The 23546-nt window shown below is 37.9% G+C and carries 26 protein-coding genes; 12 read left to right on the top strand and 14 right to left on the bottom strand.

The window, feature by feature from the left end; translation table 11 throughout:
• Positions 1 to 8: 8 nt before the first annotated feature.
• The 9 genes from CA265_22605 to CA265_22565 all read right to left on the bottom strand — a co-directional run bounded on the left by CA265_22605 (position 9) and on the right by CA265_22565 (position 9331).
• Positions 9 to 1280, bottom strand: a complete 1272-nt coding sequence (locus CA265_22605) for a phosphoribosylamine--glycine ligase (protein ARS42296.1) — start codon at positions 1278 to 1280, stop codon at positions 9 to 11.
• A gap of 75 nt (positions 1281 to 1355) precedes the next feature.
• Positions 1356 to 1763: a hypothetical protein gene (locus CA265_22600; protein ARS42295.1), complete on the bottom strand. Its 408-nt coding sequence runs from the start codon at positions 1761 to 1763 to the stop codon at positions 1356 to 1358.
• A gap of 5 nt (positions 1764 to 1768) precedes the next feature.
• Positions 1769 to 2521, bottom strand: a complete 753-nt coding sequence (locus CA265_22595; GenBank protein ID ARS42294.1) for a methyltransferase type 11 — start codon at positions 2519 to 2521, stop codon at positions 1769 to 1771.
• A complete protein-coding gene (locus tag CA265_22590; protein ID ARS42293.1) occupies positions 2512 to 3249 on the bottom strand; it encodes a hypothetical protein in 738 nt (245 codons plus the stop codon). The genes CA265_22595 and CA265_22590 overlap by 10 nt, the downstream gene beginning before the upstream one ends.
• Before the next feature lie 13 nt (positions 3250 to 3262).
• Positions 3263 to 3658, bottom strand: coding sequence for a hypothetical protein (locus CA265_22585; protein ID ARS42292.1), 396 nt, complete (start codon positions 3656 to 3658; stop codon positions 3263 to 3265).
• 6 nt (positions 3659 to 3664) lie between these two features.
• Complete coding sequence (locus CA265_22580) at positions 3665 to 4540, bottom strand: short-chain dehydrogenase (protein ARS42291.1); 876 nt, start codon at positions 4538 to 4540, stop codon at positions 3665 to 3667.
• Positions 4541 to 4723: 183 nt separating this feature from the next.
• Positions 4724 to 5485, bottom strand: a complete 762-nt coding sequence (locus CA265_22575; GenBank protein ID ARS42290.1) for an enoyl-CoA hydratase — start codon at positions 5483 to 5485, stop codon at positions 4724 to 4726.
• Between the two features lie 119 nt (positions 5486 to 5604).
• A complete protein-coding gene (locus CA265_22570) occupies positions 5605 to 8061 on the bottom strand; it encodes a TonB-dependent receptor (GenBank protein ID ARS43098.1) in 2457 nt (818 codons plus the stop codon).
• Between the two features lie 733 nt (positions 8062 to 8794).
• Positions 8795 to 9331 (bottom strand): dCTP deaminase, encoded by a 537-nt coding sequence (locus CA265_22565; protein ARS42289.1) that lies wholly within the window; start codon positions 9329 to 9331, stop codon positions 8795 to 8797.
• A 71-nt stretch (positions 9332 to 9402) separates the two neighbouring features.
• Between CA265_22565 and CA265_22560 the strand changes: the two genes are divergently transcribed.
• The 6 genes from CA265_22560 (at position 9403) to CA265_22535 (ending at position 13516) form a co-directional block, all read left to right on the top strand.
• The gene (locus tag CA265_22560) at positions 9403 to 10050 is read left to right on the top strand and encodes a 4'-phosphopantetheinyl transferase (protein ID ARS42288.1); all 648 of its coding nucleotides are present in this window, start codon (positions 9403 to 9405) and stop codon (positions 10048 to 10050) included.
• A gap of 11 nt (positions 10051 to 10061) precedes the next feature.
• The gene (locus tag CA265_22555) at positions 10062 to 10790 is read left to right on the top strand and encodes a lipoyl(octanoyl) transferase (protein ID ARS43097.1); all 729 of its coding nucleotides are present in this window, start codon (positions 10062 to 10064) and stop codon (positions 10788 to 10790) included.
• Positions 10790 to 11848 (top strand): hypothetical protein, encoded by a 1059-nt coding sequence (locus CA265_22550; protein ID ARS42287.1) that lies wholly within the window; start codon positions 10790 to 10792, stop codon positions 11846 to 11848. Before CA265_22555 ends, CA265_22550 begins: the two co-directional genes overlap by 1 nt.
• Before the next feature lie 33 nt (positions 11849 to 11881).
• Positions 11882 to 12607: a lysophospholipase gene (locus CA265_22545; protein ARS42286.1), complete on the top strand. Its 726-nt coding sequence runs from the start codon at positions 11882 to 11884 to the stop codon at positions 12605 to 12607.
• 86 nt (positions 12608 to 12693) lie between these two features.
• The gene (locus CA265_22540; GenBank protein ARS42285.1) at positions 12694 to 13182 is read left to right on the top strand and encodes a hypothetical protein; all 489 of its coding nucleotides are present in this window, start codon (positions 12694 to 12696) and stop codon (positions 13180 to 13182) included.
• 7 nt (positions 13183 to 13189) lie between these two features.
• Positions 13190 to 13516 (top strand): hypothetical protein, encoded by a 327-nt coding sequence (locus CA265_22535; GenBank protein ARS42284.1) that lies wholly within the window; start codon positions 13190 to 13192, stop codon positions 13514 to 13516.
• On the opposite strand, the gene CA265_22530 is transcribed toward CA265_22535, so the two are convergent.
• Positions 13513 to 14256 carry an RDD family protein gene (locus CA265_22530; protein ID ARS42283.1) on the bottom strand — a complete coding sequence of 248 codons (744 nt, stop codon included), beginning with the start codon at positions 14254 to 14256 and terminating at the stop codon, positions 13513 to 13515. The genes CA265_22535 and CA265_22530 overlap by 4 nt on opposite strands.
• A gap of 199 nt (positions 14257 to 14455) precedes the next feature.
• Here CA265_22530 and CA265_22525 point away from each other — a divergent pair, with 199 nt between their 5' ends.
• The 6 genes from CA265_22525 to CA265_22500 all read left to right on the top strand — a co-directional run bounded on the left by CA265_22525 (position 14456) and on the right by CA265_22500 (position 20599).
• On the top strand, positions 14456 to 15409 hold the full coding sequence (locus CA265_22525) for a hypothetical protein (GenBank protein ARS42282.1): 954 nt from the start codon (positions 14456 to 14458) through the stop codon (positions 15407 to 15409).
• 1 nt (position 15410) lies between these two features.
• Entirely contained in the window at positions 15411 to 16295 is an 885-nt protein-coding gene (locus CA265_22520; GenBank protein ID ARS42281.1) for a hypothetical protein, read from the top strand.
• Between the two features lies 1 nt (position 16296).
• Positions 16297 to 17025, top strand: a complete 729-nt coding sequence (locus CA265_22515) for a hypothetical protein (GenBank protein ID ARS42280.1) — start codon at positions 16297 to 16299, stop codon at positions 17023 to 17025.
• Positions 17022 to 18212 carry a hypothetical protein gene (locus CA265_22510; protein ARS42279.1) on the top strand — a complete coding sequence of 397 codons (1191 nt, stop codon included), beginning with the start codon at positions 17022 to 17024 and terminating at the stop codon, positions 18210 to 18212. Before CA265_22515 ends, CA265_22510 begins: the two co-directional genes overlap by 4 nt.
• On the top strand, positions 18193 to 19170 hold the full coding sequence (locus CA265_22505) for a magnesium chelatase (protein ID ARS42278.1): 978 nt from the start codon (positions 18193 to 18195) through the stop codon (positions 19168 to 19170). The genes CA265_22510 and CA265_22505 overlap by 20 nt, the downstream gene beginning before the upstream one ends.
• Positions 19171 to 19252: 82 nt before the next feature.
• Positions 19253 to 20599: a DUF58 domain-containing protein gene (locus tag CA265_22500; GenBank protein ID ARS42277.1), complete on the top strand. Its 1347-nt coding sequence runs from the start codon at positions 19253 to 19255 to the stop codon at positions 20597 to 20599.
• A gap of 67 nt (positions 20600 to 20666) precedes the next feature.
• Here CA265_22500 and CA265_22495 read toward each other — a convergent pair whose 3' ends face one another.
• The 4 genes from CA265_22495 to CA265_22480 form a co-directional block, all read right to left on the bottom strand.
• Entirely contained in the window at positions 20667 to 21725 is a 1059-nt protein-coding gene (locus CA265_22495; protein ARS43096.1) for a hypothetical protein, read from the bottom strand.
• 62 nt (positions 21726 to 21787) lie between these two features.
• The gene (locus tag CA265_22490) at positions 21788 to 22270 is read right to left on the bottom strand and encodes a MarR family transcriptional regulator (GenBank protein ARS42276.1); all 483 of its coding nucleotides are present in this window, start codon (positions 22268 to 22270) and stop codon (positions 21788 to 21790) included.
• The gene (locus CA265_22485; GenBank protein ARS42275.1) at positions 22270 to 22773 is read right to left on the bottom strand and encodes a GNAT family N-acetyltransferase; all 504 of its coding nucleotides are present in this window, start codon (positions 22771 to 22773) and stop codon (positions 22270 to 22272) included. The genes CA265_22490 and CA265_22485 overlap by 1 nt, the downstream gene beginning before the upstream one ends.
• Positions 22774 to 22890: 117 nt before the next feature.
• The gene (locus tag CA265_22480; protein ID ARS42274.1) at positions 22891 to 23463 is read right to left on the bottom strand and encodes a thioredoxin; all 573 of its coding nucleotides are present in this window, start codon (positions 23461 to 23463) and stop codon (positions 22891 to 22893) included.
• Positions 23464 to 23546: the final 83 nt, after the last annotated feature.

The following is a 23546-nucleotide window of genomic DNA, read 5'->3' as shown; positions in this document are numbered from 1 at the left end:
ATATGCTTTTAAACCAGGTCAAACCCGATGTCTTCTCTGAAATATTTTCCGTCGAAATAAATTCTGCCGGCATCAGCAGTTGCCGATTGTAACGCAGTAAACAAATCTTTTTGCAAACTGGTAATGGCAATTACCCTTCCACCATTTGTTTTCACTACATCATTTTCTAACAATGTTCCCGCATGGAAGGCATTCGAATGGCGTAAGTTTTCGATTCCGGTAATGGCTTTGCCTTTCAGGTAATCGCCAGGGTAACCACCGGCCACAATCATCACGGTAGCTGCTGTTTGCTCAGAAATTACCAAACTTACCTGATTTAATTGCTTATTGGCTGTTGCCAAAAACAACTCTACCAAATCGTTCTCAATCCTCGGAATTACACTTTCTGTTTCCGGATCACCCATACGTGCATTGTACTCAATTACAAATGGCTCTTCTTCTACTTTAATCAGTCCGAAAAAGATAAAACCTGTATAATCGATATTATCCTTCTTTAAACCCTCAACCGTTGGTTTAATAATCCGTTCTTCTACTTTAGCCAAAAATTCGGGTGTGGCAAAAGGAACCGGAGAAACCGAGCCCATACCACCAGTATTTAAACCGGTATCGCCCTGGCCAATCCTTTTATAATCTTTAGCTGAAGGCAGTGTGATATAATTTTCACCATCGGTTAAAATAAATACCGAAAGTTCGATGCCGCTTAAAAATTCTTCAATTACTACTGTTGCCCCTGCCGATCCAAATTTACCGCCAAGCATTAGTTTTAATTCTTCCTGTGCTTCGATGGTTTCGGTACAGATTAATACACCTTTACCTGCCGCCAAACCATCTGCCTTTAAAACAACTGGTAAAGCATGGTTTTGCAGATAAGCCAAGCCATCTTCCAGAGTTTCGGGTGTGAAAGATTTTGAAGCTGCAGTAGGAATACCATGACGCTCCATAAACTGTTTAGAGAAATCTTTACTTCCTTCTAAAATAGCACCTTCTTTTTTAGGTCCGATAACCGGGATGTGTGCGATGGTTTCATCAGCAAGGAAAAAATCGTGAATACCGTTTACCAAAGGTTCTTCAGGGCCTACTACCACGAGTTCGATGTTTTCGGTAAGCACTACTTTTTTAATGGCATCAAAATCGTTTACATTGATATTGATGTTTGTACCATAAGCTCCTGTACCACCGTTACCTGGAGCAATAATTAGTTTATCGCAGTGCGAAGACTGGCTCATTTTCCAAGCGAATGCGCTTTCTCTGCCGCCTGAACCTAAAAGTAAGATATTCATATCGGCAAAGATAATATTTTACCATCAAGTAGCCCAGTATGAAGTAGTAAGACTTTGCGATAAAGCACTTTTGCTTTAAACTGCTCCGTATTTAAAAAAAATAAAGAGGAATACGAAGCTAAAATAAGCCCAAAGAATAGAAAACATGGTATGCATAGTGGTTTCGAATAGCTTACCTTTCCATAAATCTTTAGAATAAACAAAAAACTGGATAAAGAATCTCGTAATCCAAAACAGGCCCAAACCGAGCGATATTTTTCGTCCAAGATCAGTATGTATTAATTCGTTTGATGAGGTTAAACAGAGTAGCCCCATTAAAAATACGGTAAGCGCAACAAAAAATGTATGCACCAGCATCATCTGCCTGTTTATTAAACTCAGTAATTTAAGTTCAGTTTCCCAATTAAAATATTTTGGAAAAATAATATGGATAAGTGCCAATGCCACCAGAAGAGAACCAACTATTAATAAGTGTATTTGCATTTAAATTAAGGGCAACAGTTAAAAATAGACATAAACGGGGTGAATTTCGTTTCTGAAAATAAAGAAAAACCCGCCGCTTTAAATGCTTTTCGCCAAACTCCTCTTGAGAAAAAATGAGTAAAACCGATAGAAAAGGCTATAAAATTGGGCAGATCGCGTAAATGTTCGACCATAATTACCTTGCCTGTAGGTTTGCATAACCTATAACATTCTTTTAAAAAAACGATCTTCTCGTGCTGCGATCTTATTTCATGCGCAGCCGACAATAGAAATATGATATCGACGGATTTATCGGGCAGAGGAATCAAATCCGTTGTGATCTGTTTTGTACCGGGAAATAGTAAGCTTACTTTTCTTGCCCTGATGATTGCTTGTTCTGTATGTTGTTCAGGATTGTAAAAATCGAAAACTTTTAAAGTTGCTTGCGGAAAATGATCTTTTAGAATGAAACTTGTTTCATCGAAACCTGCGTTAATATTTAAGATTAAATCTGGATTGGAATTGGTAATACCCGTTTTGTTTAGCCAGTCGAAATTATAATATCCCGAAAAATCGTAAACATATGCAGATACGATTAATGGCATAAAAAGACCATAAAGAAAAGCTAAAATGATTATCCAAAATAAGGTAGCAGACCATGGAATTAGTATTTGGCTAATTACCACTAACAATAAAACAATAAGGCCAAATATGTAAAAATGCCTGTTAAAGCTTAAAATGTTTAACACACCTTGAAATTTTCTTCTTTTCACTTCCATTTTTCAATTTTTCCGCTTTTCCAATAATAAGGAATGTTTTGAATGTCAAAGGCATTTGCTAAAATCGGGTCTTTTAGGTTCAAAGAATTTAAAAAACCAAAGTTATAATCAGCAATTTTAATCGGTGCCGGTTGCCAGTTTTTCCTGACACCCTCTATAACTAAAACTTCCTTGTTTTTTTTGTTGTAAGTAAAGGTAAAGGGTAAAGGTCCGGCAAATCTTCTGGCTTCTTTCCAATCGGCAAATGGCGAATGTTCAGGCAAAGGGATCTCCTGGTCTGTTTTTTCGATTACGATCTTAAAACCAGACTTCGTTGAAGTAATTTCTTTAATAGTCTCTTTATCAATTAACGTAATATCGGTTGTGCTATAATTATAATGGGTAAAAATATTCCCCATAAACTCCATTTTCTTTTTATTTGTTTCTGATTTTAAAATATATAGACCACGCAGGCTTTTACCAGCTTTGTTCGTATAACGCACAAATACGCGGTATCCAATAAGGAAAAAATCGTTGCCCATAAATTCAGGGAAGCCTTTGGGCCGCAAATTTTTAGTCTGAACCATAGCAATGGCAATGAAGGCCCATTTATCGTTAAAGGTATCCAAGGTCAGGCATTCAGGAATAAGGCTCTCCAACTCTTCTTTTGGGACAGCAAATGTTAATACAAGAGAATTTTCGAAAAATGCGTCGACTGCAAAGGGATGGTTTTTTAGAAATGAGAACATGATGTTTGCTGTGTTATTTTTTATTTAAATAAAAACCATTGATAAACACAACCAGAATAAATATAAATGCAAAAAGTGAATTAAATCTTCCCCAAAGCAATAAATCTGGTGCAAACATAAATTCGATGACATTCATTACAGCAACTACGACAATCTGAACAATGGCATTTAGCCTGGTTTTGAAATTGCTCAAAATCCAGATGGCCATAATAATCTCTGATATGCCTATAAGAACGGTAATGTTATGGCTATAGTTAGACGATAAAATTCTGGCAACAATTTGTTCATGCCGGGGCACAAGACCTAACACTTTGCAAAACAAGCCGTTTGCGAGCCAAACCAATGCAATAAACCAAGTGAGTATTCTTTGTGGTAATAATTGATTATTGCGTTTGATCACATTTACCATATCGCATTATTTAGCGCTTCTCGTCATTTGCTCCAGCATATCCCACATTTCGTTCGGGATTGCCTCCAGGCCATTCATCTGGCCTGCACCCTGCAACCATTCGCCGCCATCGATGGTAATTACCTCACCATTAATATAGCCTGAAAAATCGCTCACTAAAAATGCAGCTAAATTAGCGAGCTCCTGATGGTCGCCAACTCTTTTTAACGGTACACGGTTTTTAAAGTCGAACTTTTTGGCCAAATCGCCGGGCAATAAACGCTCCCATGCGCCTTTAGTTGGGAACGGACCTGGAGCAATCGCATTGGTACGGATACCATATTTACCCCATTCTACAGCTAAAGACCGCGTTAACGCTAAAACACCACCTTTTGCACAAGCCGAAGGCACAACGTAGGCTGAGCCTGTAAAAGCATAAGTGGTGATGATATTTAAAACTGTTGCAGCCTGTTTCTCCTTAATCCAGTGTTTACCAAAGGTAAGTGTACAGTTAACCGTCCCTTTTAAAACAATATCGATAATGGATGAAAATGCATTGGCCGATAAGCGTTCGGTTGGAGATATGAAATTACCTGCAGCATTGTTCAATAACACATCAACCGAACCAAACCTTTCCAAGGTTTTGGCCAGCACGTTTTCTACCTGTGTTACTTCCCTAACATCACAGGCAACGGCCAATACTTTGCCTCCTGTTTTCTCTTCCATTTCATCGGCAGTTTTTTGCAGTACATCCTGCTTCCTGCTTGTGATGACCAGGTTGGCACCTAATTTCAGGAAATATACGCCCATCGCTTTCCCCAATCCTGTTCCACCACCGGTAATTACAATGGTTTTTCCCTTTAAAGCGTCTTCTCTGAGCATTGGTGCGTTATAACTGAACATAAGTTATGCGGATTAATTGGTTAATTGTTGAAATTGGTTAATTGTATTGTGCAATTGCTAAGTTGTTCGATAACCAACTGTAAATTCGGTTATCGGTTAATTGTTTTATTGCTGGGAATGGTTAATTATCTAAATTGATAACTGTTCACTGTAAATCGCTAAATGATAACTGTAAATTGAAAACTACTTCCGTTGCAGGTTAGCTAAAATTGTTTTTAAAATGTGGCGCGTTGCCGGCGACCACCATTGTGCTAACATTTTTTCTAAAGTAGCTGATTGATCTGCCGTTACCGCAGCGATTAATTCCTCGCGGATATTTAATTTGCTTTGCGACCAGGTATTGCTTTCGAGCTCCATGTATTTCTTAATCTTACGCTCGGCAGCCGTTAACAAACTTTCATTTCTCACCAGTTCATCAACCAAACCCACTTTCAAAGCTTCTTCCGGACTATAAAGTTTACCTGAAAGCAAACTACGACTGGCTTCGGCTTTACCTAACCAAAAAGCATATAATTGAAAAATACTATTTGGCACAATAATGCCTACAGGCACCTCATTAAGTCCAATAATGTATTGTCCTTCTGCCATCACACGATAATCGCATGCCAATGCCATTACGCAGCCACCGGCTGGGCTATGTCCGCTAATTGCGGCTACTATCGGTTTTTTAAACGAAACCATATTGGCGGTGAAACCCAAAAACAACTGCCAGAAAGATTTAGCCTCATCCTCATTATAGTTGTAGAGTTCTACCAAATCCAGTCCTGCAGAAAAGAAAGGTGCTGTTCCGGTTAAAATTACACCGCCAATGTTATCATCAGCAGTAATATTTTTAAGCATATCGTCAAGCTCGGTAATCAACTCGCGGTTTAGGGCATTCGATTTCCCTCTATCTAATGTGATGGTGGCCAGGCGATCTTTAACACTTACTTTAATTGTATTCATATTTTAAATAGTATCAAGATTTGAATGTTTAGTATCAAGGTCTAAGTATCCAATGTTAAGATAAATACACCACAGCATAAACTATGCATGCATACTATTTCAAATTTATCTATTTTTCTCTATTTAACATCATAAGTGTAAACTTTTCTTGCCAAATGCCCTACTGCATCTATTCCTTCTACGACTACGCGATAAGTTCCAGGCTCGTCTGCATTATAAAATTCAAACTGTGCCTTTCCATCTTTATCGGTAACAACCTGTGGATTCCAATAAATAGTAGTTCTTAAATCAGCCCTGCTACTTGAACTCTCTGCATCATATTTTGGTGAGTAAAACTCTCTCGAAATCGTAAATCCCTTTGGATTAAAGGTGACAATACCTGGAGCGTAACGAGCAGTGCTTCTACCGCCATCACCACGTTTGGTGGTGATGATAATTACACCCCCGCCACCTTGCGAACCATAAATTGCCGTATTACCGATACTTTTTAAAAGCTCAATAGATTCTACATCGTTAGGATTAACATTATCCAGAAAATCGGCTTCCATTTGCATGCCATCAACAATAATATTAACAGGTATATTCTGACTACGCATTAGGTAGGGCACATTTCCTCTAAATATTACACCGGGTAACCTACCTTGTAAACATTGCGACAGGGTAATGCAGGTAGATAACTGATCGGCCGTCATCACAAAATCAGCCCTTCCGGCACCGTTTAAGTTGGATGAATTTTTCGCCGGATTTTTCTTTTCTGTAATGGTTACTTCCTCGAGTTTAATGGTCCGCTCAAGCAAGCCTAAACGGGTCATCTCATTAAAATAGTTATCGCTTTCTTTAATATATTTCATCAAAGTATTATTCACGTTGATGTCGATATCGGCTCCATTTTTATTCTTGGTCACAATCTGCCCGGGAACGATATCAAGGTTAATATCTACAAACTTCCGTTCTGTTTTAGTTCTAGCCTGAACAACAAATTTTGTACTGTCGCCAAAACTTAAATTATCAAAAACAAATTTTCCTTCGGCATTGGTTACCGTATCTAAGATCGTTACCGTTCCTTTTGTAGCCATAAGCATTACTTTGCCGCCAGGCACAGGTTTATTGCCTTTTGTTATTGTTCCGCTAATGGTAATAGATTGTTCGGGCTTGTAGGTAATGTTCGGGCCAACATTATTGATGATATTTCTCCAGAGAAATCTTCTCCAGCCCTGGGTAAGCATCAGGTTATCGAGTTCCCTTTGTGTTTGAAGATCATCCTTTAAGAAATAATGATTGGGTTTCTCTACGTACCCGGTCAAATCAGAGGTAAGCAACAGCGAGGTGAGAATATTCGATTCATTATTTTCATCAGGTGCCACTTTTGTTGTATTAGTAACCGCAACCGAAAAACTACCTAAAACGGGTTTACTACTGTTAGTGGCATCGAAAGTAAAAGCCGATTTTCCTCTTTTTGTGGTAGCAACTCCAGATGCGTTAAGCGATACATCAATTAACTCGGCTTTGTTATGAATAAAAACCAAACGTTCTGCCAAAGGTTGATTGCTGGCCGAAAATAAAGTAAACTGCACAATACCGGTTGGCAGGCTTTTCTTTGGAATATTAGCCACCAATACCTGTTTATCCATTTTGGCTTTTGAACCATAATACACATTGCCACCATGCTGCGCAACAACTTTTAGTTCATCGCTATTCACAAGATCGGTACTGGCCATAATTTTAACCACCACCTTACCTGTATCTAAGGCATTTACAGAAAGTGCATAACCACTTTTAACCGCTACAGGTAATTTCACCGTTTTTTCCGATCCGTCTTTGAATTTAACTTTTGCAGAATATGATTTCCCGGTCTGATTGTTAAACACAAAGTTACCCATACCTAAATAATTGGTTGCAAAGCTGGTTACTTCATTTCCCGCGTCATCAATTATGCTTCCTTCTACATCTTCACCACGGCCATCAGCATTAACGGCCTTAATGGCAACTTTTTGAGGCAATTCTTCAACAAGCGTTCCCCCTTCCGGCATAAACTGTACATCAACATTATTAGAAGTGGAAGTGATTGGGATAGATTTGATTACTTTTTGTTTATTATCCAGCGCAATGGTCGCAATAATCTTCCCCGATTTATTCTGGAAAGATTGATTATTGGTGAAGCTAATTACCGCATCACCTGTTAAACTTGTTTTAACTTTACCCTTGGTAACGGTACGATAATCTAACTGAACTTCATAACTTACCTCATTCTCACTGTAAGCCACTCCATTTTTATCTTCAAAATGAACTGTTGCCGTTACTTTATCTGCATTGTTCTCTTTCGTAAAACTGTAAGAAGTTTTTGTAAAAACTTTGTTAGCCCAGCTATTTCCAATCTTAATGGTCTTATCGTAAAAGAATTCAGTGCCAAAATTCCGCATGTAATTGGTATAGGCCCTAATTCTATAATTACCCTCTCCCAGTGAATCTGTTAACTTAAAATCACCCCAGGTAATCCCTCCCATAATGGGTAATTTAACCAGCTTTTTTAGCGAATCTTTTTCATTGATCAGCTCTACATACAGGATCTTACTGATGCCTGAAGGCGCCGAAGTTTTGGTATTTACAACATAAGCTTTGAACCAAATATCGTCGCCGATGGCATAATAGGGCTTATCTAAATGAAGGTGGACTTTTTCCTGTGGATATTTACTGGTGTAATCTTCGAGTTTTTGTAAAAGCTGACTAAACGGATCATCATCCATTTTAAATGCGGCGAAAACAACAAGCAGAGATAAAAAAGTGATTGCGAGAGTAATTTTGAGTTTCATGTGGTTAAGTAACAAATAAATACGCGTCAAGGTACAAAACCTAAGGCATATTTTTATGAAGATACCATGAAATTTAGTCTGACTTCTAAATCCTTAGTTGAAAGCAAAATACAGCTTAATCGATATGGGTTCGGAAATGAAAGGATTCTGAGCATTTGGTGTCCGTTGTTAATAACCCCGACAGCCACAACATATTGCCTTTCATTTTCAAAAAAACATTCTTTCAGGGCAGGGTGATTTGGAAATGAGGGGTTCTGATCACCTGGCATCATCAGCCCCGCTTTCCGCTTTACTTCGTTTCACTAAGTGTTCGCTTTAATCGCGTTTAGGAACAATGTTTAGTACCCGGAATAACAAATCCTCGATTATACCCCCTGTCCATTGCAGGGGCCCTTTCCAAAAAAATTAACATGTGTTTAAATGGAGAAATTGGCAGTTTACAATTCAGCAATCTTAACAATTTAACAATTACAAAAACCGTTAACCAGTTAACCAATCATTAAAACTTATTCTTCCACATCATGCTTTCTACCGGCCTGGTGGTTTTATTGTTGTACTTAGCGTTACCTTTCGAATTGTACATCGTTTCGATCTTACCTTCAACAACAAAATAAATCAATTGGCCAATAGGCATTCCGGCATAAATTTTTACCGGTTGCGCTACCGATATTTCTAATGTCCAGGTATTACAAAAACCAACATCACCTTTACCTGCTGTTGCATGAATATCAATACCCAAACGACCGGTACTGCTTTTACCTTCTAAAAAAGGTACATGCCCATGCGTTTCGGTATATTCTACGGTAACACCCAGGTATAGCGTACCCGGATGAAGGATATATCCATCCTTAGGAATTTCGAAATGTTCGATTTCGTTGTGTGCCTTTGCATCAAGCACGCGGCTTTTATAGGTAGCCAGGTATTTCCCCAAATGAACATCATACGAGTTGGTTCCTAAACATTCGCGTTTAAAAGGCTCAATGATGATTGTTCCCTTCTCAATTTCTTCTAATATCCTGCTATCAGATAATATCATTTTTATACGTATTTTTGGCCTAAATTATCATTTATTTAAGATAATTTTGCATGTAATCTCCAATTTAATCAATGCCAATAATTTACAATAAAAATATTGATCAGGATGCTGTTTTAGCAATTTGGAAAATTGAAGAAACGGAAGAAGAGTTGTTGGCCGGGCTGCAGCTTAAGCAGCATGAACATGATATTATTTCGTCGTTAAACAGCGGCAAGCGCCTGCTGCATTGGTTAAGCACCAGACTGCTCTTGAGAACCATGCTGAATACCACTGAGTATATCGATTGTCAGTTTGATGAACATGGCAAACCCTATCTGGTTAATTTCGACTATCATATTTCGTTAAGCCATTCTTATGATTATGCTGCTGTAATGATTAGTAAAGAACATCCTGTTGGCGTTGATATTGAACTCATTAAGCACAAAATAAAAAGCATTAAGCACAAGTTTTTAAGCGATGTAGAGCTGGCCCAAAAACAGATCGGAGATAATACGGATGGCTTATACGTAGCCTGGTGTGCCAAAGAGGCCATTTATAAGTGGCACGGAAAAAAAGGTTTGGAATTTAAACAGCATATCCATATTAAACCTTTTAAGCTAAAAAACGAAGGCTCATTAAATGCGTTGGTAGAATTGCCAACAGGTACACGAGAGCTTACCGTTAATTATTTTAAAACAAAAGACAGTTACATGTTAGGCTATGTAGCCAGCAATTCTTAACATAAATGGAGATGAACGAGACAGTGGAAAAAGCAATTGCGACAGGTTTAGTGCCAACTACTTTTACAGATTGGGGCTTAACAGACTATCAGGAAGCCTGGGATAAACAGGAAGATTTACTCAATAAAACGGTAGCCATTAAAACAGAAAACCGTGTAAACAATACCCATAAACCTACCCCAAACCATCTGGTATTTTGCGAGCACCCACACGTGTACACTTTAGGTAAAAGCGGGCATCCCGAAAATTTATTATTAGATGAGCAGGGATTAAAAGATAAACAGGCAACTTACTACAAGATAAACCGGGGTGGTGATATTACCTATCATGGTCCGGGGCAGCTAGTGGGCTACCCTATTCTCGATCTCGATAATTTCTTTACTGATATCCATTTATATTTACGTACCCTGGAGGAAGCCGTTATCCTTACTTTGAAGGATTACGGGATAGCAGCGGGCCGTTATCCTGGTTTTACCGGTGTTTGGTTAGATGCCGATAACGAAAAGGCACGCAAAATATGCGCGATGGGCGTACGTTGCAGCCGCTGGGTTACCATGCACGGTTTCGCCTTTAATGTAAATGTAGATTTAGATTACTTTAAAAATATTGTGCCCTGCGGCATTGATGATAAAGCCGTAACTTCTTTAGCAAAAGAACTCGGTTACGATCTCGATATGGAAGAAGTAAAAGAGAAATTAAGGAATCATATTGCCGAACTCTTTAAAATGAAGCTTATTTAATGATCAGGCTCATTGCTATCTTCATCTTAGTGCTCATTACAACTCATGTTTCAGCACAAAACCTGGATGAAATAATCAAATTCATTAAGGATAACCCAAAAAAAGCATCGATTGTACTCATTGAGAATGGCAAGGAAGTACTCAATTATAACAGCAATCAATTGATGCCCTTGGCGAGTGCTGCCAAAACCATGATTGCCATTGAATTTTCTAATCAGGTTGCGGCTAAAAAATTTAAAGCAAATCAAAATATAGCAATAAGCGAGCTCAACAAATACTATATTCCATTTACTGATGGAGGGGCACATATTCAGTGGCTGAAATCGTTAAAAAAGAAAAAAGGAGATAGTGTTTCTTTATTACAGGTTGCCCAGGGCATGATCAGGTTTAGCTCGAATGCCAATACAGAATATCTTCAAGATTTATTGGGATTAGCAAATATAAACCGTAATATCAAAACACTAAAACTACGGCAACATAGCCCCCATTACTATTTTACCGCTGGGGCGCTGATGACCTGTCTTAGGCCTGCAAACATCGACGAAGAAAAATGGATCGCTCAATTGGAGGCCATTCCAATGGATGAATATCGGAAACTGTGCGAAACCAATCACATCAAATTAAAAACAGATTCAACATTTATCAAAACTTTTAGCTCCATAAATTTACCACACAGAATACAAAAAATATGGTCAGATAGATTGGTAGCCTCAACTACTGCCGATTACGGAAATATAATGCAAAAGATTAACAGCAGGAATTACTTCAAACCCGAAATTCAAAATATCCTGGACCAGCTGATGGAATGGCCTATGGTGAACCCAGGCAACAAGGCTGTTTTTAAACACTTAGGGCAAAAAGGCGGATCAACAGCATTTATTTTAACAGATGCTTTTTATGCAACAGAAAAAAAGGGATCGAATTTAGCCTGTGCATTTTTCTTTAACAACCTTACTGAAAAAGAAAAATTAATGATAGAAGGTGATTTTGGAATTTTTGAGGGTAGTATTATTACCGATTCTACTTTCAGACAAAAACTGATTACTGCACTAAAATAAAACTAAGCCGAATGTTACTTCGTAGATTACACTATGAAGATTTTATTAAGCGCCATTTTATTTTCTTTCTTAACTTCGGGCTGTACAAAACAACAGCCCATGCCTATTGAACCCGTTAGCGATCGAACAACAACTTCACCAAATGGGGAAGATAGTTTTACTTATCTGGCACTTGGCGATTCTTATACCATTGGTGAATCGGTTAAACAGACAGAATCTTTCCCTTATCAGCTTCAGGCTTTATTAAAAGCTCAGGGCAGCAATGTGGCAAATCCAAAAATTATTGCCGTTACCGGCTGGACTACCGATGAACTACAGAACGGTATAAAAAAAGAGAATTTAACTGGCACCTATAGCTTTGTTACACTTTTAATTGGTGTAAACAATCAATACCGGGCTTACCCCATCAGCACTTACAAAAAGGAGTTCACAGAATTGTTACAGACCGCAATCGCTTTTGCCGGAGGCAACAAGAGTAAGGTTTTTGTAGTTTCTATTCCAGATTGGGGTGCTACACCTTTTGGCAAAAACTCCGGACGAAGTACACAAAGCATTGCTAATGAAATTGATAGCTTTAACGCCGCAAACCAGGAAATCGCGCTTTCAGCTGGCGTAAGCTACACTAACATTACACCGGCTTCCCGAAATGCAGCAACCGATCTGTCTTTAGTGGCAAGCGATGGATTGCATCCAAGTGGAAAAATGTACACAGAATGGGCAACTGCTTTATTACCAAAAGTGGCCAATGTGTTGAAATAATTAAACGTTTGTTTATGCTGTTTTTAAATTAAAAAATTTATTTTAGTTTAACTATTTAAATTAATCACCTTAAAAACAGTTAAATTATGAATGAGTATGAATCAAGCGGAATAGCCGCAGGTATTGGTGCAGGAGCTATAATTTTTTATCTCATCCTGATTGTAATTACTCTAGCAGGAATGTGGAAAACCTTCGAAAAAGCGGGTAAACCAGGTTGGGCTTGTATTATACCTATTTACAGAGAAATTGTGATGATTGAAATTGTAGGTAAACCAATGATCTGGATTTTATGGTTACTAATCCCTTGTTCAGCTCCTGTTTTTGCGATTTGGCTTATAAATCTAATGAGCAAAAGTTTTGGCAAATCAGAGGGATATACTGTAGGACTAATTCTATTGGCTTTTGTATTTTGGCCAATGCTTGGCTTTGGCGATGCTAAATATTTAGGCCCATCGGCAGCAGAAGCACAAAATGGCGGTTTTGGTAACAACCCGTTCAATAACCCGAATAATCCGTTTAACAAACCATTCGGTAATCAAGATAATCCAAACGATACGCCTCCTCCGGTAGTTTAATTCAAGGATGTTTATCATATTTATATTTTGCAGCTCGATCAACCTGGTTGATTGGCTGCAAAATCATTTAATTACCTGCCCATTTAAAGCATTAACAGGAATCGATTGTCCGGGTTGTGGCTTTCAAAGATCTTTTATCGCTCTGCTTCAAGGCGATTTATCAAAAAGCTGGTCGCTTTATCCACCTACCATCCCGCTGTTGTTTTTATTTATCTCAGCTGGCTTATTGTATAAACTTCAGATCAAAAAAGGTCCTCTTATCTTTAGAATATTGGTTCTCGTAATCGGTAATTTTGTAATGATCAGCTACTTACATAAAATGTTTTTTAGCTAAACACTCATATTAGCCGTAAGGTGATTATAATCCTTTAATACCGTCTCTAAAAACTGTAACTCGTTCATCCCACCTGGAATAGTTACAAAAATATGTGCTTTGGTTTTGGCTGCCATAGTATAAATCAGGTCGACATTTCCGGTTTGGTAATAACCGGTCAACACTTCATGAATCAGTTCAATATCCCTGTCATTTAAGTGCAGCACTTCCTTAAACTGTGGTTCATATTCTTCAGGTAAACTAAAACTGAAGGCCACATTAGAAAATTCAGTTCTGGGTTTAGTTTTAATCAGCGTGGTTTTAGCCAGCATATCGCCCAATCGCTGATGATTTTTGGTTATCGCTACCGAAACCAGCGCCACAACGCCCCAGCCAAAAGGGAAGCCGAAATCAATCATCCGAAATAACCACCTAAAAATATACTGTCCAAAAGTTGGTTGTGTGCCATCAAGGCTGATTACCTTTATCTTTAACACCTTCTTCCCCAGGGTTTGACCATCCATCGTAATTTCGCAAACCAGGTCGTAGAAAGCAAAAATAGCCAGGAAAATGAAAAAAATAACCATGGCTGCATTTCCCGACATGGCCATTTGTGCAGCGCCCATTACCACAAGGGTAATTACAGCGAGAATTATAAATCCAGCCAAATCGATACACCTTGCGGCTATACGCTCACCAAGGCCGGCAATTTCGTAATCAATATCAATATTTTGAGCCGTGCTAATTCTGATGCTATCCATATTCAAACATAATTTTTTTTAAAGATAATAGCGGTAAACCAGTATTTATTTTTTTAAACTAAAGTTTTCTTATATTTTCATATTTAGATTGTTCATCTGTGTATATTTGTTCAGCTTGGTTAGGCGATTTGAAAATAATGTTGGTTTCATTTCCATAAAAAATTAGCTATTTTAACCCGAGATTTGGTAAGGCCTTTAAATGAGAGAAGCATTATTTGTTAAACAGAATTCGAAGAAGTGGCAACATTATGATTCCATGCAACAGGCAAATCCTGATGAGGTGGCCAATCAGTTTATCGAAATCACTAATGATTTAGCTTACTCCAAAACGTTTTATCCAAATTCGAAAACAACAGCCTATCTCAATGGCTTAGCTTCTAAACTACATCAATCCGTTTATAAAAACAAAAAGGAAAAGTCGAACCGGTTTATCCATTTTTGGAAAACAGAACTCCCCTTAATATTTCTGCAACACCGAAAACAGGTGTTTTATGCCCTGGCATTTTTCCTGGTTTCCTGCGCCATTGGTGCGCTATCGGCTAAGTACGATGATACCTTTGTGCGATTAATTATGGGCGATGGTTATGTAAACATGACCAATGAAAACATTGCCAAAGGTGATCCGTTTGGGGTTTATAAACAGAGTAATGAGTTTATCATGTTTATGCAGATAGGCGTTAATAATATTTATGTTGCACTATATACTTTTGTTTTAGGCATTATATTTTCCTTCGGTTCCATCGTTTCATTATTCAGGAATGGCGTGATGCTCGGCTCTTTCCAATATTTCTTTTTCAGTAAAGGCCTCGGCTTTCAATCGGTTCTGGTGATCTGGATCCATGGAACATTAGAAATATCGGCAATTGTTTTAGCAGGCGCCGCTGGTTTAATTTTAGGAAATAGCCTCTTATTCCCCAAAACCTACACCAGGATGGCTTCAGTTTTAAAAGGGGCCAAAGATGGATTGAAAATTGTAATTGGCCTGATCCCAATTTTTATCGTTGCAGCATTTTTTGAAAGTTTTGTTACACGACATACTGAAATGCCTTTATGGTTAAGTGTGTCCATTTTATTATCTTCTGCAGCTTTTATCATTTGGTATGTATTTATTTACCCCATAAAAATCTACAATAAACAAGCAACGCTAAATTAACATGCTAGGGAAAATTGAATTTAAGAAAAGAAGGGATTTCGGACAGGTGATCAACGATACCTTCACCTTCATGCGCCAAAATATAAAGCCGCTCATTAAAATATATTTCACATTTTGTGGCTTATTTGTGCTGGCCAGTATGTTAACCATGTTATTGCAACAATACAAAATGGTTAACATTATCAATACCATTGGTAATGGAAGAAACACTAAAGGCTTAGGCTTTTCAAATATATATGGGTTAGAATATTTCTTGTCTATTTTATTCTCTTTGGCCACCTATGCCAGTATGAGTGTTGCCATCCTCTCTTACATCGCCATATATGTGCAAAAAGGCAATCAAACACCAACTACTGATGAGGTTTGGGGATACTTTAAGTATTACTTTTTCAGGATTTTTGGGAGTTCTATTCTATTAATTATCCTGATATGTATTGCCTTTATGTTTTGCCTGGTACCTGGCTTTTGGCTATTCCCCTATATAACCATGATGTTCCCGATAATGGTAATCGAAAATGGTTCATTAGGTTATTCATTTAACAGGAGCTTCAGCATTATTAGAGATAATTTCTGGATTACCTTTGGTACACTGATCGTTGTATGGATTATTGTTTATGCCTGTATGAGCATGATCATTTTACCTACCAGCATATTTAATATGATTGGCATGTTTACGCATAAAACGCCGCACATGTCTTTAACATTAACCATGATTACAACTGTTTTGCAGTCGTTATGCCAGGTGTTTACCATCATCCCCATCATTACCATTTCATTGGCCTATTTCAGTTTGGTTGAACAAAAAGAAAGTACCGGCCTAATGGAGCGGATTTCTAATTTTGGCAATACCGAAAAACCTATCGATACCAGACCTGAAGAATATTAAAATGCAGCGCGCTCTATTCCGATATCTTCTTGTTTCTCTTTTGTTTTTTATTCCGGTAATCAGCAAAGCACAGCCTGTTAAAGCTAAGCCTGTAACTACTATAATTAAAACAGATAGCAGTAAGGTTGTAGTATCAAAATTCGATAAAGATGCCATAAGCAATTACAAAGAGCAAAAAGAGTTTCAATATGACGAAATAGGTCAGCAACAGTTATCACTCTGGGATAAATTTTGGTTATGGTTTTGGGATGTAATTGGCGAGCTGTTTCAGGGCGCTGCAGCTAATATTTTTTCCAGGTATATTTTTATCGGACTTGGTGTTGCACTGATCTTGTTTATTGTAATTAAAATTATCGGTGCTGAAAAAATCTTCGCTAAAAAATCAAAAGAAACCATCCTTCCATACGATGTGATTACCGAAAACATTCATGAGATAGATTATGAACAGGAATTACAAAGATTAGTTGCCGAAAGAAAGTTCCGTTTAGCTGTCAGGCTTTTATACCTGAGGGCGCTTAAAAAACTGAGCGATGCCGAAATTATCCAATGGCAGCCCGATAAAACCAATTATAATTATTTAATGGAAATCAGTAAGCCGGAGCTGAGAAACGATTTTAGCCAGCTTACCCTGCAGTTCGATTATATCTGGTATGGCGATTTCCCTATCGATGAAGTAAAATTCGACCCTATCAACCAATCGTTTAACCAGTTTAACAACCAGATTAAATGAAAGGTTACAAATTATATCTGATTATTGGTTCCATTCTAATTCTGGGTTATTTAATTGCGCAGTATAACAAGCCTACACCAACAAACTGGGCTCCAACATATGCCACAAAAGATAAAATCCCTTATGGTACCTATATCTTATACAACAGAATTAAAGATATTTTACCCTCAGCCAGTATTCAACAGTCGAAAACTGCCGTCTACAACACTTTAAAATCTAAAAAATTCAGGAATACCGCTTATATAATAGTTGCGCAAAAGACAGACATTAGTAAAACAGACCTTGAACAGCTGATAAAATATATGCAGGCGGGCAATGATGTATTTATTGCTACTTACGATTTAGGAAAAATAAGGAAGGAACTTAAAGTACAAACTTCTACTGCAATGTCGCCTGAAGGAAGTACCTTAAATTTTACCAATCCAGAATTTAAAACGGATGCCAACTATGGTTTTGAAAGAGGCATTGGCAGCCAGTATTTTAGTAAGGTTGATACCAGTAAAACAACAATACTCGGCGTAAATGGGAAAGGCCAGCCCAATTTTATCCGTTATGCTTACGGAAAAGGCAATCTTTACCTCATCGCAGAACCTGGTTTTTACACCAATTTCAATCTCCTCAATAAATATGGTGCAGAATACGCCGCTAAAACCTTAAGTTATTTACACGGAAATAAGCAGCTCATTTTTGATGAGTATTTTTCTGCGCAAAAAAACAGCACTACCGATATGCTCAGGGTATTCTTTAAACATCCTGAACTGGAGTTTGCCTACTACCTGGCCATATTTAGTTTGATCATTTTTGTTTTGTACGACATTAAACGCAGGCAAAGAATTATCCCGATAGCCGATCCGCTGACCAATTCTTCACTTGCTTTTGTTAATGTAGTTGGCAGCGTTTATTATCACGAACGCAACAACCTCGATATTGCCCTTAAAAAGATCAATTACTTTATGGAGTACTTGAGGGCCCGATATTATCTAAAAACCAACGATATCGACAGCAAATTTGCTCAGGTACTGATGGAGAAAACAGGCATTAATGAAGCCTTGGCCAAAACCCTGACCAAACATTTTATGCAAACACCAACCATGGGCGATTTAAGCGATACCCAATTGATTAATTTAAACGAAAGTATAGAACAGTTTTATAAAAATACGCAAAGCAATGGAACAAGAACAGTTTAACCCACGTACCGATTTAAGCGCCTTAAATGAAGCGGTAAATCAGATCAGAAATGTACTTGGAAATATCATTATCGGCCAAAAACAGGTTATTGATTTCTTAATTGTTGGTTTGCTTGCCGATGGGCACATCTTAATTGAGGGTGTACCGGGAGTAGCCAAAACACTTAGCGCAAAGTTGCTTGCAAAATCGATAGATGCACAATTTTCGAGGGTGCAGTTTACGCCCGATTTAATGCCATCGGATGTTTTAGGAACCCCGATATTTAATACCAAAACAGGAGATTTCGAATTTAGGAAAGGCCCTATTTTTGGCAATATTATTCTGGTTGATGAGATTAACCGTGCACCTGCAAAAACCCAATCGGCCTTGTTCGAGGTAATGGAAGAGCGCCAGGTAACTATTGACGGCCACACCTATATTATGGATGAACCTTTTATGGTATTGGCCACACAGAACCCGATTGAACAGGAAGGAACATATCGCCTGCCTGAGGCCCAACTGGATAGGTTTTTATTCAAAATAGAGGTTAAATACCCTTCATTGGAAGAGGAAACTGCAATTTTGATGGCGCAGCACACTTTAGTGAATAAAACATTATTAGACGAAGTGAAAGCAGTATTATCTGTTCAACAGATACAAGGAGCCAGGGCAATCATCCGCAATTTATTTGTAGAGCCAAAATTATTGGAGTTTATCGCCAAAATCGTAAATGAAACCCGGAACAATTCATCACTTTACCTGGGGGCTTCGCCAAGGGCATCGCTAGCCATTGTACACAGTGCAAAAGCCTTTGCTGCGATTCAAAACCGCGATTTTGTTACACCTGAAGATATTATTGCCGTTGCAGGGCCTGTATTGGCGCACCGGATATTATTATCACCTGAAAAGGAAATGGAGGGATTAACCACAAGCGACATTGTTAACCAGATTATTAAAAAAATTGAAGTACCGAGGTAGTTCAGTTATCAGTTGCCAATTTTCAGTTTACAGTTGGCAATTAACAGTTAACCAGTTTAAATAATTAACCGATTAAACAACATTGAAAAAATTCTTTCAGCAATATTACACCAATCTATTCCTAACCGATCGCTTATTTGCGGCCTTAGGGTGCTGCATTGTGCTCTTTTTGCTGAAGTTCTTTTTTGCCTGGTTGGGCGATATCCCTGAAATAGCCACCGGTGCTGTACTTGTTTTATTTTTTATCGATATTTTTATGCTATATCGAAACAACCAAGGGATTGCGGCCAAAAGAATTACCTCGAAACGTTTGAGTAATGGCGATGAAAATCCGATACAAATCGAAATCAGGAACAGTTATGGTTTTGGTGTAAATGCCAGGGTGATTGATGAGGTACCTTTTCAGTTTCAACTGCGGGATAAAGATTTTAAACTTCACCTAAAATCTGCTGAAGTTAAGTCGATCCACTACAATCTAAGGCCAACTAAACGCGGCGAGTATGATTTTGGATTCATCAGGGCATATATTAGTTCGCCGCTGGGTTTGATTAGCCGCCGATACAATTTTGATGGCGCTAAAATTCTACCGGTTTATCCTTCTTTTATTAATCTTGGTCAGTACGAATTACTAGCTGCTTCACGCTATTTAACAGAATTCGGAATTAAAAAAATCAGAAAGGTTGGGCAAAGCAGCGAGTTTGACCAGATCAAAAATTATGTTGGCGGCGACGATATCCGTACCATTAACTGGAAAGCTACAGCCAGAAAAGGCAGTTTAATGGTTAATACCTATACGGATGAGAAATCGCAGAATATTTATTGCGTTATTGATAAATCACGCGTAATGCGCATGCCTTTTGAAGGATTGAGCCTGCTCGATTATGCCATAAATGCCACGGTTGCCCTTTCGAAGGTGGCCATGCTGAAGGAAGATAAAGCCGGTTTAATTACCATCTCCGAAAATATAGGATCCATTGTGACTGCAGATCGTAAAGCTTCGCAGCTGGGTAGCATTATGAATGTACTTTATAAAGAAAAAACAAGATACCTGGAGAGTAATCTCGAGGCATTGTATTCGGCAGTACGTTCCGTAGTAAAGCAACGCGGTCTTTTGGTTTTCTTTACCAATTTCGAAAGTTTATCTGCCCTGCAAAGGCAATTACCTTATTTAAAAAGAATTGCCAAATATCACTTACTGGTGGTTGTATTTTTCGAAAATACCGAATTAAAAGAATTAAGCACAGAACCTGCTAAAGACGTAGAAGGAATTTACCACAAAACCATTGCTGAAAAATTTATCTACGAGAAAAAACTAATGGTAAAAGAGCTAAACAAACATGGCATATTGGCCATCCTTACCCCGCCACAAAAGCTTACGGTTAATGTAATTAATCAGTACCTGGCCTTAAAAGCACAGCAGAGGATTTAGTCCTCAGTCCGTAGTCTTGAGTCATGAGTCGACTTTGGACTGAAGACTACGGACTGAGGACTAAACCCTACTCTTCTTCCCTAAAATATACCTTGTAAAAGTTCATCGATTTATCATCATCGTAACCTTTTTCGATCATATCTTTATTGCCATGGATATAGATGTGGAAGTTCTTATCCAGTTTTAATACGCTTTTATAAGCACGGGCTTGTTTTTTTACGGCAGATTCGGCGATTTCAAAGTGATCAGCTATCGGGCTTTCGAACTCCTGCTCATAGTTTTTTTTGTAATTTTTGAACGATTCTATTCCTTCGGCATTGCCAATTACTTCGTTACCAAATTCTTCAATATCAAAAGTTTCTTTCTCTTTGAAATATTTCATCGAACGGTTTAACAGATCAATTTTATCGGCTTTGCTGATTTCGTAATCATCATCCAGCTTTTGTGTGACGAAGTTTTTATAAACCCCCAACACATTATTGGTCTGGTTATAACTATCGTTCCTGATTTTCAGTTTTAAGAATTCATCTTTCCAGTAAACGGCAGAGTCGTTGCTGCTCTTCGATTGATCCAATACCACAACTTTGTACCCTTCCTCCCGATCTACATTAAAAATCAGACATCCTTTATCCAGCTTGTTAATGCTGATGGCTTCTTGCTCGTAACTTACATTAAAGCCATCCTGTTCAGGATAAACTTTTAAGTAGGTATCTTTTGTTTCAGATTTGAAAACCCCAACAACATCCAGCTGTTCACCTTCTATCTGCACTTTTTCGAAATAAGCCACATACAACTCTCCCGATTTAATTTTTGGATGATTGGCTACATCGTATAAATGTTTGGCGAGTTGTTGCGAATCTTCGTGAAAAAGTTCGTTGTTTTCGAAAATTTCATGAACGAAATGAAATACTTCATTCAATTCAAGATTATCGTTGGGATGATAAAAACGGTAGACTTCATTCACTTTTTCGAAAGGTTTTAAGAAATACTGCATTAACAGGTTTCCCAACACTTCATCATCAATTTTTAAAGGCGCATCAGATAATTTGTAATACTCTTCAAGCAGTTTATTGCCTGTATGGTGGATAGAAAGTTGCTTAAGTGAAGCCTCGAAAAATGAAATCATAGGGGCAAAAATAGCAAAATCATTGATTAACCTTTCTTGCCAGCCAAAATTCAATCAGTCAATCATTTTTTCATATAAACCTCTGCTCTTTGCAGAAAGCTTTTTTCCTTTAATGTGGCTTCAACCTCATTTATGGCTTTCATTAAGTTATTCTGTGTATTGGTAATATCGGCTGTGGCTTTAATAATCACTTCCCAAACGGGTTCCATCGTAGCAAGAAGTGCAGATCCCTTTTCGGTGAGCTCAACCAAACGTTTACGCGTATCAACCTTGTCTTTTTTAGAACGGATCAGTTTCTCTTTCTCCAGCTCTTTCAATAAACTGATGGTTGATGGATGTGCATAACCAATTTCATCAGAGAGGGAAACTACACTCATGGTCGATTTTTTATATAAAGTATAGAGCACAGGAAACCATTTAGGTTGAAAATCGATTCCAAAGGCTTTATAAATTAACAGGCCATCTTTACGGATCTGATCGCTCAGCCTCTGCAAACGCGTAGAAATGGCCAGTAAACCAGAAGCATCAATTACATTTTGTTCCATTAAACAGGTTTTAAATCCAGACCATAAAACACATTATCGACAGCCATACGCGGAAAATAAGCTGGTAAATCTTTCATTTCAACCTGCTTAAATCCGTTACGTTCGTAAAAGCGACAGGCGGCCTGTAATATGTCTTTGGTACCCAAATATACCTCATTCAGCTTATTATCCGCGCAATAGGCTAAAAGCGTTCTCAACAAAGCCTGCGCAACACCCAAATATTTACCGCGAAATTCTTTTTTAACAAACATTTTCCTGATGGCCCCCGATTGATGCTCAGGTACAGCAATTAAAGCAATAGTACCAATCAATTCTCCATTTAATTTAGCTCCCCAGAAGGCACCGCCGGATCCATCGTAATTTTTTTCAATGTCTAACAGATCTGGCTGCGCAGCTAAATCGATATCTACATTAAATTCTATTTGCTGGATGGGCAGAATCAACCCAATAATCTCTTCGCAGAATTGATTATTTAACCGTTCAATTTTAAAGTCGTTTTGCATCGCTGATGATTAATCAACAAATATATGTAGCTAACTACATATATTGCAAATTCAAATATCATTTCAGCATCAAATTTCATTAAGACCAGGATTAAGAATAGCTTTTAATGATGGAAACTAATTTGTGTTTTTCAGTTGATTGAGGAAATCCACAATCTTTTTATCGGCATAATTGGCCACCCCTTCGTGTTTAAAAGATAATCGGCCCTGCTTATCAAAAATAATAGTGGTAGGCAAAGCACCTTTAAATATTTGTTCAGGAATGTTGCTTTCTACTTTATAAACTGGCATTTCGTATTTACCACTAAGCATAAACTTGCCCGATTTTTCAAAATCGCCATCTGCATCTGCAAAAATGAAAACAACATCTTTATCGCCTTTAAACTGCGTATACAATTTGTTTATTGAAGGCATTTCGGCCCTGCATGGCGGACACCAGGTTGCCCAGAAATTAAGAAAAATAACCTTGCCTTTTAAATCACCAAGATCTACCAGATTTCCTTTAACATCTTTAAAGCGGATGCCGCTAAGGCTGGCAGAAGCATTATTAGGCATTTCGATCTTTGGTGTATAAAAACCAATTTCCATTAAGCCCCTAATTAAAAATGCTTTTGCATCAGGCACAAAAACAATTATCAAAAGAATAATGATAAATAACGCATTGAATATATTTTTCCGGATAAACTTCATGAGCTACAGATTCTTTTGATTACATCTAATAACGAAAATAGCTTTACAATTGGTATGGCCTTAAATTAATGGTTAAACTATTG

The organism is Sphingobacteriaceae bacterium GW460-11-11-14-LB5 (assembly GCA_002151545.1).
Taxonomy (GTDB): Bacteria; Bacteroidota; Bacteroidia; order Sphingobacteriales; family Sphingobacteriaceae; genus Pedobacter.
This window is presented reverse-complemented; position numbering and strand designations above follow the sequence as displayed.

What these genes read in the sequence shown, in the direction of transcription:
- CA265_22545 (ARS42286.1), top strand. Translation starts at nt 11,882, where the DNA reads ATGAAGATTTTATTAAGCGCCATTTTATTTTCTTTCTTAACTTCGGGC.
- CA265_22600 (ARS42295.1), bottom strand. Translation starts at nt 1,763, where the DNA reads ATGCAAATACACTTATTAATAGTTGGTTCTCTTCTGGTGGCATTGGCA.
- CA265_22595 (ARS42294.1), bottom strand. Translation starts at nt 2,521, where the DNA reads ATGGAAGTGAAAAGAAGAAAATTTCAAGGTGTGTTAAACATTTTAAGC.
- CA265_22480 (ARS42274.1), bottom strand. Translation starts at nt 23,463, where the DNA reads ATGAAGTTTATCCGGAAAAATATATTCAATGCGTTATTTATCATTATT.
- CA265_22520 (ARS42281.1), top strand. Translation starts at nt 15,411, where the DNA reads ATGCTAGGGAAAATTGAATTTAAGAAAAGAAGGGATTTCGGACAGGTG.
- CA265_22535 (ARS42284.1), top strand. Translation starts at nt 13,190, where the DNA reads ATGTTTATCATATTTATATTTTGCAGCTCGATCAACCTGGTTGATTGG.
- CA265_22490 (ARS42276.1), bottom strand. Translation starts at nt 22,270, where the DNA reads ATGGAACAAAATGTAATTGATGCTTCTGGTTTACTGGCCATTTCTACG.
- CA265_22485 (ARS42275.1), bottom strand. Translation starts at nt 22,773, where the DNA reads ATGCAAAACGACTTTAAAATTGAACGGTTAAATAATCAATTCTGCGAA.
- CA265_22575 (ARS42290.1), bottom strand. Translation starts at nt 5,485, where the DNA reads ATGAATACAATTAAAGTAAGTGTTAAAGATCGCCTGGCCACCATCACA.
- CA265_22560 (ARS42288.1), top strand. Translation starts at nt 9,403, where the DNA reads ATGCCAATAATTTACAATAAAAATATTGATCAGGATGCTGTTTTAGCA.
- CA265_22510 (ARS42279.1), top strand. Translation starts at nt 17,022, where the DNA reads ATGAAAGGTTACAAATTATATCTGATTATTGGTTCCATTCTAATTCTG.
- CA265_22605 (ARS42296.1), bottom strand. Translation starts at nt 1,280, where the DNA reads ATGAATATCTTACTTTTAGGTTCAGGCGGCAGAGAAAGCGCATTCGCT.
- CA265_22555 (ARS43097.1), top strand. Translation starts at nt 10,062, where the DNA reads ATGAACGAGACAGTGGAAAAAGCAATTGCGACAGGTTTAGTGCCAACT.
- CA265_22515 (ARS42280.1), top strand. Translation starts at nt 16,297, where the DNA reads ATGCAGCGCGCTCTATTCCGATATCTTCTTGTTTCTCTTTTGTTTTTT.
- CA265_22550 (ARS42287.1), top strand. Translation starts at nt 10,790, where the DNA reads ATGATCAGGCTCATTGCTATCTTCATCTTAGTGCTCATTACAACTCAT.
- CA265_22585 (ARS42292.1), bottom strand. Translation starts at nt 3,658, where the DNA reads ATGGTAAATGTGATCAAACGCAATAATCAATTATTACCACAAAGAATA.
- CA265_22580 (ARS42291.1), bottom strand. Translation starts at nt 4,540, where the DNA reads ATGTTCAGTTATAACGCACCAATGCTCAGAGAAGACGCTTTAAAGGGA.
- CA265_22525 (ARS42282.1), top strand. Translation starts at nt 14,456, where the DNA reads ATGAGAGAAGCATTATTTGTTAAACAGAATTCGAAGAAGTGGCAACAT.
- CA265_22530 (ARS42283.1), bottom strand. Translation starts at nt 14,256, where the DNA reads ATGGATAGCATCAGAATTAGCACGGCTCAAAATATTGATATTGATTAC.
- CA265_22495 (ARS43096.1), bottom strand. Translation starts at nt 21,725, where the DNA reads ATGATTTCATTTTTCGAGGCTTCACTTAAGCAACTTTCTATCCACCAT.
- CA265_22565 (ARS42289.1), bottom strand. Translation starts at nt 9,331, where the DNA reads ATGATATTATCTGATAGCAGGATATTAGAAGAAATTGAGAAGGGAACA.
- CA265_22590 (ARS42293.1), bottom strand. Translation starts at nt 3,249, where the DNA reads ATGTTCTCATTTCTAAAAAACCATCCCTTTGCAGTCGACGCATTTTTC.
- CA265_22540 (ARS42285.1), top strand. Translation starts at nt 12,694, where the DNA reads ATGAATGAGTATGAATCAAGCGGAATAGCCGCAGGTATTGGTGCAGGA.
- CA265_22505 (ARS42278.1), top strand. Translation starts at nt 18,193, where the DNA reads ATGGAACAAGAACAGTTTAACCCACGTACCGATTTAAGCGCCTTAAAT.